Genomic DNA, 12,644 nt, shown 5'->3' on the forward strand with positions numbered 1-12,644 from the left:
AAATGCATTTCCTCTTCTCTATTCACTGGTTTATCTTTGCATCGTAAGCTTACAGAGATAATTAATTTATAGGCGGGTTCCGAAAAGCCTTTGAGAGAGTAGGAATAAAATATTTTAATATTATGGCAAATATATTATTGTTTGAGGTTAACAATCCCAAAGAAGTATCAGTTGGTGATGATTTGACAGCTGGAACGCATATTGATTCATGTTGTCTTATAATTGTGAGATTTATCAATGAGAGTATTATGGCTCAACATTGTCAAAGCAAATATATTGATAATTTTAAGATATCTATTAACGAGATTGTAAAAGAAGCGGTTGCTATTACCGCTCACGAAGATGAAGATAGCACTCAGATGGTTAAAGAGTTGAGAGATAAAATAAATACTCAACATTTCTCTTATTATGCTTATAAAGAATTCAATAATGCAAAACCTGTTGTCAAAATATTAAGTGAAGGGTTTGAAATAAGCCCTGTTAATGATTATCATTTAGTTGATTTATCCTAAAAGAGTGTCGTTTAGCAGTTGTGATAAGAGGGTTTTTGGCATACCCTCTTTTTTATTAATTCTCTCTTTTATGTCGTTCACACCCCATTTCGTGTCGTTCAGAAAGTTTATTTGCTTGCTAATTTCCTATTTCCTATCTTTATCCATTACTTTAAATTTATGTGGTATGGGAGAATATGGTAGGGAACAACAGAGACAATGCAAGATTTTTATGTCTCATTCTAATAGGGAGAAAAATGGAAAATTTAGAGATAATAGGTCACAATTCGATTCTCAATTAAAATTGGTTAATTCCATTTCTAATGTTCGTCAATGTATGACAGTATCTGCAAGCATCAATATGGCATATAAGGATGGAGAGGCTAGTGGAAATATTGAAAAAGCAGTTACATCAGGTAATCCAACTCCAGCAGAGACTGAAGCTGGAATCAAGAAGCATCCTCAAACAAATAAGTTGTTAGATGGTTATGAAAAACCTGCAGATTTTCCCAATAATGACAAATTTTGCTGTGCAGAACCAAAAGTTTTAGGAATGGCAGTAAATGACTTATATACTAGATTTGGAGCAAGTCTCCCACCTATTATAGAAGATATTAATATAAAATCAATAGTTTCTGAAATGACTCGAAGAGAAAAGGGACGTCCTATATACAATGACGGTTATTATGCTGGCTCTAATGATGTTGGTAAAGATATAAAAAGATGCAGAACATGTGTTACATTGTTAGGCGATGGCAACCCTGAAGTTACAAAAGACTATGGAGCCTCTGCTGATCAAGTATGGAATGAATAAATCGAATGTAATACTTTACTTCAAAATATATGCAGTTGTATACCTCCTTCTCCTCCTATTCTTTTTAATTGTATATGTTACAATACCCCACACAATGAAGTCGTTGTCTGCAGTAACTTTAATCGGTGGATAATCCGGATTGGACGGAACTAACCAAGCTGCATCCTTTTCTAATCGTACACGTTTTACTGTGAACTCTCCGTCGATAGCACACACTGCTAAATCATCATCCTGTAATTCGAGAGATTTATCAATAACAAGAATATCACCTTCTTCTATTCCTTCGTTCCTCATGGAGTCACCGACTACACGCCCATAGAATGTGCTAGCCGGATGTCTGATAAGTTCCTTGTTCAAGTCAATGGCTTGCTCCATGTAGTCCTGTGCCGGACTAGGAAAGCCTGCACGAATCCCTTCATCTGCATATTGCAATGGGAGACTTGTGGATAAATCTATGTTATGTATCTCTATTGTTTTCATTGGTATAGATAAACAAAGAGCATTGAATTTGGTTCTTTTTAGCAATAAATACTATCTTTGTCCTAAAATAAATGCCATGACTTACGAAAATTTAGATGGTACAATTAATTAATAAAGAAAGTGCAAATTTGGTGCAAATAATTATATATGTAATGTATTTATCTGTTATTTAGTGAATTATATTTCTAAAATAATGCTTCCCAAGCTGAGGGTCACGAGTTCGAACCTCGCTTGCCGCTCGATATAAAAAAAGCGTTTACAAAAATTGTAAACGCTTTTTTATGCTGTTTATCTTATTTTGAATGAGGAATAATACCACAATTTACGCACATTTATTCTTTTTCTTACCAATTCATATTGGGTAATTCTTCCCCATGTGTGGTACTCAGTTCCACATATTTCCACACATTTTTATTTCTATTGTTGTTTTCTAATATGTTGTTGTATAACAGGTTATGTGTTTGTACGTATTGTGGCATATCGTTTGCCCTAATAGTTAATACAGAAACTAGATTTATTCACTTAAAACTTACGATTATGAAAAAAGTATTGGTAGCATTAGCGATGATTATGGGATTAGGCACTTCAGTAGCTTTCGCAGACGTAGCGTCAAGCATACAGTCAGTTGAACAAACCCAGCAAGATTCTCAGGATGAGTTTACAAAAATAGATGTAAAAGACTTGCCTCAAGCTGTTTTAGGATCTTTGGGTAAGAACTACGAAGGAGCTGTAATAAAAGAAGCTTTCGTTTCTGAGAAAGAGGCCGGTAAGACTTATAAGGTTGTATTGACTATCACCAAGGAAGATCAATCTACTGAGGAAGTCACGGTTATTCTGAATGAAAAAGGTGAATCTGTAGAATAATGACTCTCTAGGGTTCGGCATCCGTTTATAAAGATGAATTGAGATGCTTTTCATGTCTATTTTATTAATGCGGAAAGGGGCGGCTGAATAAAGCCGCCTTTTTCCGTTCATTCCCTTATTTTTGCTGTTCACACCCCATTTCGTGTCGTTCAGAAAGTTATTTTGCTCATTAATTTTTTATCTTTATCCACACCCTAATTGTATGTGTTATGACAAAATATGGAAAAAACAAAGAAAGCAATTGAGCAGAGTTATCAAGATGCTGTCTTAATTAACTTGAAGTAATGGAAACATATTTAATTGTATAGAAGTATGTAACCGTTTAAGTACGTAGCAAAATAAATCCAAATCATATATGGCCAAAATAGGATTGAACTGATTTTTCTCACAGGATAGGTTTTTACTACATATATAGTAACACAGATATCTAATATCAGAATATCAATAAAGCCTAATAGTGGATTTTGTAAATAGAAAAACAGAATGCTCCATGCAAAATTAAAAAATAATTGTATGCAGAATAATTTGCCTAATTGCCTTTTCTTTGTAGAATCTGAGATATAAATAATTCCTATTGATATTCCCATGCACAGATAGATAATACTCCATGCTATCGGAAATGCAATATTAGGTGGTGTCAAGCTTGATTTATCAAGTAACGGGTACCACTCATTAATGGCATCGTGTTGAAAATAACTTGCTGTTAACCCGATAAAGAAACATGCTATGATCGGGATTAATATTGCTAATATTTTTTTCATATTTCTATTTTATTGATCTAAATTACTTAACAATTTAAAGGTTGATCTTGTTGTAAGCTATCCCTTCTTATTTGATATGTAAAAAATGTGAAAAAACGACACATTTTACCAAAGTATGCCTTAGCCCCTGATTTTAGAGGTTAAACCCTTCTACAAGTTTTCTGAGAGGGGGGAAAAGTGCCTCAAACCTATGAAAGTCCATTTGTGCATCAAAAGCGTTTGTCGTACCTTTGAGATACAATGAAAAGAAAGTGTAAGTGCTTAAAAAACAAATCAGTATGAATAGAAATTTTTATCTTCAATATCCGCTTATGGCCATGTGCGACTCCCGCATGGAGAATCTATTAGATAAAGAAGGCTTCAAAGGTTTAGGTGCTTATTGGATTATTATAGAAAAGCTGGAGATGCTGCCCCAACCGTATGCCCAGTTTGAATACCTCCGTCCATTTTGTAAAAGTATGAAAGTATCTTTCGCTTATATAAAGAAAATCATCCTGAATTATGAACTTTTCAGTATATACGAAGATGGATATTTCGAATCCGAAGAGCTAAATCCTCCACGTAAAAAAGAGCAAAAAACATCCAAAAATGTTCCGGAAAATGCTGATTCCGAGCCAAAAAATGACGAAAATAGGCGAAAAGTGTCGTTAAATAAAGCTAAATTCGAACAAAACAATTCGGATAACAGTCTGAAAAATGGAGTTTTAGCAAAAAATGACACTAATACTAATAAAGAGAATATAAAAGATAAAATAACAACAGCAACAACAGAAGAAAAAGAAGAAACTGCTGTTGCTGCTGATGATATTTTGTTGAGTTCAGAAACCGATGACGGCAAAAAAACAAAGCGCTATTGGGCATACCGAAAGCGAGGGGAGGAGTGTGCTCGATTTGCACGGTATTTGCAATGACGCACTTCACCGTCACGAATGACGCAATTCATCAGCCCAAACCACGCAGCTCATCACCTCCGAAATGTGTCATTGGAAGTACTTAGCTTCGTCATTGCGAGAACTGAGCTGTGTCATTGGAGACGGTGAGTTGCGTCATTTCACCACTGATGATTTAGCTTATTCTTTCAAAATACTGCCTAATTTTCAAATAGATTTCCTTTAAAATTTGTACTTTTGCGCTTTGTTTGAAGAAAACATTGAAAAACTTTAAAAACGAAATAGAATGGCAGTAGAATTAAAAGACCTGACCAAACGCAGTGAGAACTATTCTCAGTGGTACAATGAATTGGTAGTGAAGGCCGATTTGGCAGAACAATCGGCTGTGCGTGGATGTATGGTGATTAAGCCTTACGGATATGCTATTTGGGAGAAAATGCAACGTCAACTAGACGATATGTTCAAGGAAACGGGACATGTTAATGCTTATTTCCCCTTGCTTATTCCGAAATCATTCCTCAGCCGTGAAGCAGAGCACGTAGAAGGTTTTGCCAAAGAATGTGCTGTTGTAACGCATTATCGTTTGAAGAACGACCCCAATGGTGGTGGAGTTGTGGTAGACCCTGCCGCTAAGTTGGAAGAAGAATTGATTATTCGCCCAACTTCCGAAACCATCATCTGGAACACTTATAAAAACTGGATCAATTCCTATCGTGACCTGCCTATTTTGTGTAACCAGTGGGCAAACGTATTCCGTTGGGAAATGCGTACACGTTTGTTCTTGCGTACAGCTGAGTTCTTGTGGCAGGAAGGTCATACAGCTCATGCTACCCGTGAAGAAGCTGAAGAAGAAGCAGTAAGAATGCTGAATGTCTATGGCGAATTTGCAGAGAAATACATGGCAGTGCCGGTTGTAAAGGGTGTGAAGTCTGCTAATGAACGTTTTGCAGGTGCACTCAATACCTATACTATTGAAGCTATGATGCAGGATGGTAAGGCATTGCAGAGCGGTACTTCTCATTTCTTAGGTCAAAACTTCGCCAAAGCATTTGATGTACAGTTTGTGAACAAAGAAAATAAGCAAGAGTATGTTTGGGCTACCTCTTGGGGTGTTTCCACTCGTCTGATGGGTGCTTTGATTATGACGCATTCCGATGATAACGGTCTGGTATTACCTCCGCACTTGGCTCCGATACAAGTGGTGATTGTGCCTATCTATAAGAATGCGGAAATGTTGGCTAAGATTGACGAAAAAGTGGCTGGTATTGTTGCTAAACTGAAGTCAATGGGCATTTCTGTGAAGTATGATAATGCAGATAATAAACGTCCGGGCTTCAAATTTGCCGATTATGAAGTAAAGGGTGTTCCTGTACGTCTGGTGATGGGTGGTCGTGATTTGGAAAATAACACGATGGAAGTTATGCGCCGTGATACATTGGAGAAAGAAACTCGTACTTGCGATGGCATTGAAGAATATGTAAGAGACTTGCTCGAAGAAATCCAGGCAAATATCTTTAAGAAAGCGCTTGATTATCGTACCAATCGTACGATAAGTGTAGATAGCTACGATGAATTCAAGGAAAAGATTGAAGAAGGCGGATTTATCTTGGCTCATTGGGACGGTACTACCGAAACTGAGGAGAGAATTAAGGAAGAAACTAAAGCAACTATTCGTTGTATTCCTTTGGATTCTTATTTGCCGGGCGATAAAGAACCGGGTAAATGTATGGTTACCGGTAAACCATCTGAATGCCGCGTGATTTTTGCACGTTCTTATTAATAAGAATATAGAATTACAAGAGGGGAGTTATTGCTTGGCAATGCTCCCCTTTTTTTAAAACGATTACTCCTTATGGATGAAAACCTTTTGAAACAAAAAATCCAACGTTGGATTGTATCTGTATCCGTACTTATACTTGTTGGCAAATTCATTGCTTTTTATATTACTAATTCCGTAGGTATTCTGACAGACGCTATGGAAAGCATTGTGAATGTTGTTGCCGGATTCATTAGTCTCTACAGTATACACTGGGCTTCACGGCCGAAAGATAAGGAACATCCTTTCGGTCACGGAAAGATGGAACTCATTTCTGCATCCATTGAAGGTTTGCTTATTTCCATTGCAGGAGGATTGATTATCTACGAAGGAATACAACGATTGTTTTCACCTGCCGAAATCGAAAAACTGGATTTGGGTATTTGGGTAATTGCAATTGCCGGGTTGATGAATTATCTGATGGGGTGGTATAGTATCAGGATGGGAAAGAAATATCAGTCTATGGCATTGATAGCAGGAGGAAAACATTTGCAATCGGATACCTATTCTACTATTGGTCTTGTAGTAGGTCTATTGCTACTTTATTATACAGGTATTACTTGGATAGATAGTGCTCTGGCTTTAGTATTCGGTGGAATTATTATTCTGACGGGTATCTCAATATTAAGAAAAACGATTGCTAATCTTCTAGATAAAGCGGATGATGAGGTCTTGAATAGCATGGCGCAAAGCATTAACGAGCATCGTCAACCCGATTGGATAGATGTTCATAATACCAAAGCTATAAAATATGGTAGTTTTCTCTATATAGATTGTGACTTAACTCTACCATGGTATTACAATATTATAGAAAGCCATCAGGCTTGCGAGAATCTGAAAACCGCATTGGTTTCTAACTTATCTGATAAAATTCAAATTTCCATTCATTCGGACCCATGCATGATGAAGCATTGCGAGCATTGTGAAATGAGTGATTGTACTTCCAGAATAACTCCTTTTGAAGCATTAGAAAGTATCACTTTGTCAAATATCATAGAGAGTGATGAAGAACGGAATGAATAAAGTTACAGTATTGTAACTTCTTATACATTCCATTGAAACAACTTCCGGTCATCTTTGCAGTGTAAAAAAAATAAAGAAGACCGAATATGAAACTGAACAGAAATGACTATACCGTAGAGGCGGCAGCCGGCGGTGGTTTTAACGCTTATTTTTTGAATAACTTGTTATGCAGTGCATACGGCGAAACACCCGACGAAGCTTGCGATAACCTGGAACTGATTGTTGACGATTTTGTCAGTGATATGTATATGGTTGAAGAATTTGTCTGATGCTTTGATTTTACACACGAACAAATTTATCTTTTTTACGTATTTATTCCATAGATTCTCTTGAAGTCATGCCTGTGAGATACCGGTGTGGCTTTTGTTATTATAACAGGATTGTCATATCTTTTACATATCGGCGTAACATAGAAGAGCGACATTTGCAACAACAAAAATAGCAATACTATGCGTTTACGTAAATTCTATTCTACCATTGTGCTTTCAGATATTCACCTGGGCACATCACACTCAAAAACAGTGGAAGTCAGTAACTTTTTAAAATCAGTCAATTGCAAGAGGTTGATACTAAATGGTGATATCATTGACGGGTGGGCTTTGAAGAGGGGAGGCACCCGTAAATGGCAGTCCAAACATACTGACTTCTTCAAGGTAATTATGAAGATGATGGAAAAGCAAGGTACAGAGGTTATCTATGTCCGTGGAAACCACGATGATTTTCTGGATAGTCTTGCTCCAATGACTTTTTATAACGTTAAAATCGTAAAAGACTTTATTCATGAAAGCCATGGCAAACGTTATTATGTTACTCATGGAGATATTTTCGATACCGTGACTACCCGCATGAAATGGCTGGCACAATTGGGTGGTGCAGGATATGATTTCTTACTGTGGTTAAACCGCATCTACAATAACTATCGCACTCGGAAAGGCCTGCCTTACTATTCTTTGTCTCAAGCCATTAAACAAAAAGTAAAGTCCGCTGTTTCATATGTGTCAGATTTTGAAAAAGAATTGGTAAGGTTTGCTCAAACTCGCAAATGTGACGGAGTGATATGTGGACATATCCATCATCCTGCCAACCTTTACTATGGCGATATTCATTATTTGAATTCCGGCGATTGGGTAGAATCACTTTCTGCTTTGACAGAAGATGAAAATGGAAACTGGAATATCTTCCGCTTTGACGAAATGTTGATCGAGGAGCATACCGAAAGTGTTTCAGTTGCTTCATAACTAAAACTTAGAGCTTATGAAAGTACTATTTATTGTTCAGGGAGAAGGGCGAGGGCATCTTACCCAAGCCATTACGATGGAAGATTTGTTGCGTCGTAACGGTCATGAAGTTGTAGAAGTATTGGTGGGAAAAAGTAATTCGCGCCATTTACCCGGTTTCTTTAATCGCAGTATCCAAGCTCCGGTGAAACGTTTTCTGAGTCCCAATTTTTTGCCTACACCTGCTAATAAGCGAGTCAGCTTATCACGGAGTGTGGCATATAATATGATAAAGTTACCTACCTACCTTCAAAGCATGCACTATATACACCGCCGCATTGAAGAGAGCGGTGCCGAACTAGTCATAAACTTTTATGAATTACTTACGGGGTTGACCTATCTGCTTTTTCGCCCCTCCGTACCTCAAATCAGTATCGGACACCAATATCTCTTTTTACATCAAGACTTTGAATTTCCCGAAAAGAGCGGAGTTAACTTATGGTTACTTCGCTTCTTCACACGACTTACCTGTATTGGCGCAAACGAAAAACTGGCCTTATCTTTCCGTGCAATGGATGATGATGAAGAAGCGCATATTAGGGTAGTACCTCCATTGCTACGTAAGGAAGTTCTTTCTTGCGAAAGTGCGAAAGGGGATTATTTGCATGGTTATATGGTGAATTCGGGTTTTGGTGAGAATATAAGGAAATGGCATAGCGATCATCCTGAAGTACCCCTTCATTTCTTTTGGGATAAACAAGATGAGGATGAGGTCTGCCAAGTTGATGATACTTTAAGTTTCCATCAATTGGATGATTTAAAGTTTCTGCGCTACATGTCCGGCTGTAAGGCTTATGCGACGACGGCCGGTTTTGAATCTGTTTGTGAGGCTATGTATCTTGGCAAACCGTTACTGATGGTTCCTGTACATGTTGAACAAGACTGTAATGCTTACGATGCTGCTCGAACCGGTGCAGGAATTGTTGCCGATGCCTTTGATTTGGAAAACCTGTTGGAATTTTCAGAGAACTACCAACCGGATATTTCATTCCGTTACTGGGTTCATAGTTGTGACTGGCGGATTTTGCGTAATATAGAAATAGGGTTGTCTTTGGCACACTATCCAGCGCCGGCATTTCCGTATTCATATTCCAATATGCCCGATATGGCATTGTAATATTAATATCTTCATCTTCCTAATAAATATAGATAGTTTTAATTGAGATGACTAACAAGAAGATTTTATCAGAAGCCTATCTGGATCGCGATTTGAGTTGGATGTACTTTAACCATCGCATCTTACAGGAAGCTACCAAGTTACAGGTGCCTTTGTTGGAGAGATTGGTATTCCTTGGCATTTATTCCAATAATTTGGATGAGTTTTTCCGTGTTCGTATGGCAACACTTAGCCGTATTGCCGAGTGTAAAGACAGACGGTTGGATGCGGAGCGGGAGAGTGCCACTCAACTTATCAAGCAGATAACCAAGCTCAATAATAAGTATTCTAAGGAATATGAAAATGCTATTAAGGAGGTAACTAGTCAGCTGCGGAAGGAAAATATCTTTTTGTTGAAAGAAGATGAATTGGATGAAGAGCAACAGGCATTTGTTTGCCAGTACTACAGCCAGAAGCTGAGTGGCTTTATAAGTCCCGTTTGGCTTTCGGCGGTAAAACAATTGACGGATGAGACAGATGAAAACATTCATTTGGCTGTTAAGATGCAAGCTGCCGGCAAGAAGAATTTTGAATATGCATTGATTTCTCTTCCCGTTACTGAATGTGCTCGTTTTGTGCGTTTACCTGATAAAGAAGGCAAAAACTATCTGATGTATTTGGATGATGTTATCCGCTATTGCTTGCCGATGATTTTTTCCGGGTTGAATTATGAGTCTTTCAAGGCATACGCGTTCAAGTTTACTAAAGATGCGGAGATGGAGATTGACAATGACCCTCGTAATGGCATTCTTCAAAAGATATCCAAAGGAGTGAAAAGCCGCAAGAAAGGTGATGCTTTGCGCGTGATCTATGATGCAGAAATGCCAAAAGATTTACTGAAACGCGTTATGAATAAACTGAATCTTGATAAGCTGGATACAGTGATAAATGGCGGACGGTATCATAATCACAAGGATTTAATGTCTTTTCCTGACTGTGGTAGGAAAGATTTGAAATTCCCTGTATGGGTACCAATTATAAAACCGGAACTAAAAAGTGGTGAAAGCCTTTTGAAGTTGATTCAGAAAGGTGACCGGTTTATACATGTGCCTTATCATAGCTTTGATTATTATATTCGTGTATTGCAGGAAGCTGCCATCAGTAAAGAAGTAAAAAGTATCAAAACTACTTTATATCGTCTTGCTAAGGACTCTAAAGTAGTGAAAGCCCTTATTTGTGCCGCTCGTAATGGTAAGAAGGTAACTGTGGTGATTGAGCTTCTGGCACGATTTGATGAAGCCTCTAATATAGGTTGGTCTAAGAAGATGCAGGAAGCAGGTATTCGTGTCATCTTTGGGGTCGAAGGCTTGAAAGTCCATTCAAAGACTACGCATATCAGCATGAAAACCGGAAATGATATTGCATGTATCAGCACGGGGAACTTCCACGAAGGTAATGCTCGTATGTATACGGATTACCTGCTGATGACTGCTGCCCGAAACGTGGTGAACGATATACATTCGGTGTTCACTTTCATTGAGAAACCTTATTCTCCGGTTCTGTTCAAGGAGCTGCTGGTATCTCCCAATGAGATGAAAGCGAAATTCATCAAGTTGATAAATGATGAAATCAAGAATAAACAGGCTGGTAAGCCTGCTTACATTCGTGTCAAAGTAAACCATATTACAGATATTGCCATCGTGAAGAAACTTTATGAAGCATCTGCAAACGGTGTTCCTATTGACTTGTTGGTGCGTGGCAATTGTTCATTGATTACGGGTATCCCTGGCGTGAGTGATACGATACATATCAATGGAATTATTGACCGCTATTTGGAGCATTCGCGTATTTTTATTTTTGCTGCCAATGGAGAGAATAAAACCTTTATCGGTTCGGCAGACTGGATGCCGCGCAATCTGGATAATAGGGTGGAGGTAATTGCGCCGGTTTATGACCCTAAGATAAAAGAAGATTTGTGGACTGTGATAGATTATGGTCTTCGTGATAATTGTCAAGGCAGTATTGTGGATGGAACTGGAGAAAACCGTCCTTGGACGACGGATAGTGATGTGCCTTTCCGTTCACAAGAAGAACTATATAAACATTACAAATTATGAATGAAAAATGTTATGCCGCTATAGACATTGGTACAAATGCTGTGCGGTTACTGATTAAGAAAGTCAAGCAGGATGAGGATTTAGAGAATAAGCGTCTTTCCAAAGTATTGTTACTGCGTGTTCCACTGCGGTTAGGCTTTGATGTATTCTCTTTGGGAATTGTATCTGATGTAAAAGCGGTAAAGTTACGGCGGCTGATGAAGGCTTTTCGCCAATTGATGAAAATTTACGATGTAACGGATTATCGGGCTTGTGCGACTTCTGCCATGCGCGATGCTAAAAATGGGAAGTCTGTTATAAAGAAGATATTAAAAGATACGGGTATTGATATAGAGGTTATTGATGGTCAAGAAGAGGCACGCACCATATACAATAATCATGTAGAGTGTATGGAGGATAGTGTAGGTAACTATATATATGTAGACGTTGGTGGTGGCAGCACGGAGATAAACTTAATGGTTAACGGTGAATTGGTGAAATCTTATTCGTATAATATTGGTACGGTTCGTATGCTGAGCAATGCTGTGAAGGAAGAAACCTGGCAGCAGATGAAGGAAGATCTTGCGCAACTCTCTGTTGAATATCAGGATATTAATATTATAGGTAGTGGAGGTAACATCAATAAGCTATATCGTCTTGCCGGCAAAAAGGATAAGAAGAAACTGCGTTTACCGGTCACTTCTTTAAAGGTATTGTACGACGAGCTGAAACCTCTAACTCCTGAACAACGTATGGAAGCGTTCAGTTTGAAAGCTGACCGTGCTGATGTTATTATTCCGGCCGCCGAAATATTTCTGACAATTGCAGAGATTGTGAAAGCAGGATATGTGCATGTGCCGGTTATTGGCTTGGCGGATGGTATCATTGACGATTTGTATGCTAAAAGTATAGGTTCTACATCTTGTTGATGTACTACATGAAATAAATATTATCTCCTGCAAGAAATTAATATCGTGTAGAACAATAAGTTAATATCGTGTTTACACGTTACATATATCGTGTAAACACGATATTA

At 38.0% G+C, this 12,644-nt stretch carries 13 protein-coding genes; 11 read left to right on the forward strand and 2 right to left on the reverse strand.

Annotation, left to right across the window (positions count from 1 at the left end):
- The first annotated feature begins 122 nt into the window (after window positions 1–122).
- Together Q1W14_RS10350 and Q1W14_RS10355 are read left to right on the forward strand one after the other, a co-directional pair.
- Window positions 123–512: a hypothetical protein gene (locus Q1W14_RS10350; protein ID WP_300701329.1), complete on the forward strand. Its 390-nt coding sequence runs from the start codon at window positions 123–125 to the stop codon at window positions 510–512.
- Between the two features lie 166 nt (window positions 513–678).
- The gene (locus Q1W14_RS10355) at window positions 679–1,305 is read left to right on the forward strand and encodes a hypothetical protein (RefSeq protein WP_300701330.1); all 627 of its coding nucleotides are present in this window, start codon (window positions 679–681) and stop codon (window positions 1,303–1,305) included.
- Between the two features lie 15 nt (window positions 1,306–1,320).
- Here the strand turns inward: Q1W14_RS10355 and umuD are convergent, their stop codons facing one another.
- Entirely contained in the window at window positions 1,321–1,785 is a 465-nt protein-coding gene (umuD, locus tag Q1W14_RS10360) for a translesion error-prone DNA polymerase V autoproteolytic subunit (RefSeq protein ID WP_300701331.1), read from the reverse strand.
- Window positions 1,786–2,322: 537 nt separating this feature from the next.
- Between umuD and Q1W14_RS10365 the strand changes: the two genes are divergently transcribed.
- The gene (locus tag Q1W14_RS10365) at window positions 2,323–2,649 is read left to right on the forward strand and encodes a hypothetical protein (RefSeq protein WP_300701332.1); all 327 of its coding nucleotides are present in this window, start codon (window positions 2,323–2,325) and stop codon (window positions 2,647–2,649) included.
- 296 nt (window positions 2,650–2,945) lie between these two features.
- Here Q1W14_RS10365 and Q1W14_RS10370 read toward each other — a convergent pair whose 3' ends face one another.
- Window positions 2,946–3,410, reverse strand: a complete 465-nt coding sequence (locus Q1W14_RS10370; RefSeq protein ID WP_300701333.1) for a TspO/MBR family protein — start codon at window positions 3,408–3,410, stop codon at window positions 2,946–2,948.
- Window positions 3,411–3,688: 278 nt separating this feature from the next.
- Between Q1W14_RS10370 and Q1W14_RS10375 the strand changes: the two genes are divergently transcribed.
- The 8 genes from Q1W14_RS10375 to Q1W14_RS10410 all read left to right on the forward strand — a co-directional run bounded on the left by Q1W14_RS10375 (window position 3,689) and on the right by Q1W14_RS10410 (window position 12,537).
- Window positions 3,689–4,321, forward strand: a complete 633-nt coding sequence (locus tag Q1W14_RS10375) for a hypothetical protein (protein ID WP_300701334.1) — start codon at window positions 3,689–3,691, stop codon at window positions 4,319–4,321.
- Between the two features lie 265 nt (window positions 4,322–4,586).
- Window positions 4,587–6,080, forward strand: coding sequence for a proline--tRNA ligase (gene proS / locus Q1W14_RS10380; protein WP_300701335.1), 1,494 nt, complete (start codon window positions 4,587–4,589; stop codon window positions 6,078–6,080).
- Between the two features lie 72 nt (window positions 6,081–6,152).
- Window positions 6,153–7,139, forward strand: coding sequence for a cation diffusion facilitator family transporter (locus Q1W14_RS10385; RefSeq protein WP_300701336.1), 987 nt, complete (start codon window positions 6,153–6,155; stop codon window positions 7,137–7,139).
- A gap of 86 nt (window positions 7,140–7,225) precedes the next feature.
- A complete protein-coding gene (locus Q1W14_RS10390) occupies window positions 7,226–7,408 on the forward strand; it encodes a hypothetical protein (protein ID WP_300701337.1) in 183 nt (60 codons plus the stop codon).
- A 180-nt stretch (window positions 7,409–7,588) separates the two neighbouring features.
- Window positions 7,589–8,377, forward strand: coding sequence for a UDP-2,3-diacylglucosamine diphosphatase (locus Q1W14_RS10395; RefSeq protein ID WP_300701338.1), 789 nt, complete (start codon window positions 7,589–7,591; stop codon window positions 8,375–8,377).
- Between the two features lie 16 nt (window positions 8,378–8,393).
- Window positions 8,394–9,533: a glycosyltransferase family protein gene (locus tag Q1W14_RS10400; protein WP_300701339.1), complete on the forward strand. Its 1,140-nt coding sequence runs from the start codon at window positions 8,394–8,396 to the stop codon at window positions 9,531–9,533.
- Window positions 9,534–9,580: 47 nt separating this feature from the next.
- The gene (locus tag Q1W14_RS10405) at window positions 9,581–11,629 is read left to right on the forward strand and encodes an RNA degradosome polyphosphate kinase (RefSeq protein WP_300701340.1); all 2,049 of its coding nucleotides are present in this window, start codon (window positions 9,581–9,583) and stop codon (window positions 11,627–11,629) included.
- Complete coding sequence (locus tag Q1W14_RS10410) at window positions 11,626–12,537, forward strand: Ppx/GppA family phosphatase (RefSeq protein ID WP_300701341.1); 912 nt, start codon at window positions 11,626–11,628, stop codon at window positions 12,535–12,537. The genes Q1W14_RS10405 and Q1W14_RS10410 overlap by 4 nt, the downstream gene beginning before the upstream one ends.
- Window positions 12,538–12,644 lie beyond the last annotated feature (107 nt).

The sequence above is a fragment of the Bacteroides sp. genome, from assembly GCF_030151085.1.
Taxonomy (GTDB): Bacteria; Bacteroidota; Bacteroidia; order Bacteroidales; family Bacteroidaceae; genus Bacteroides.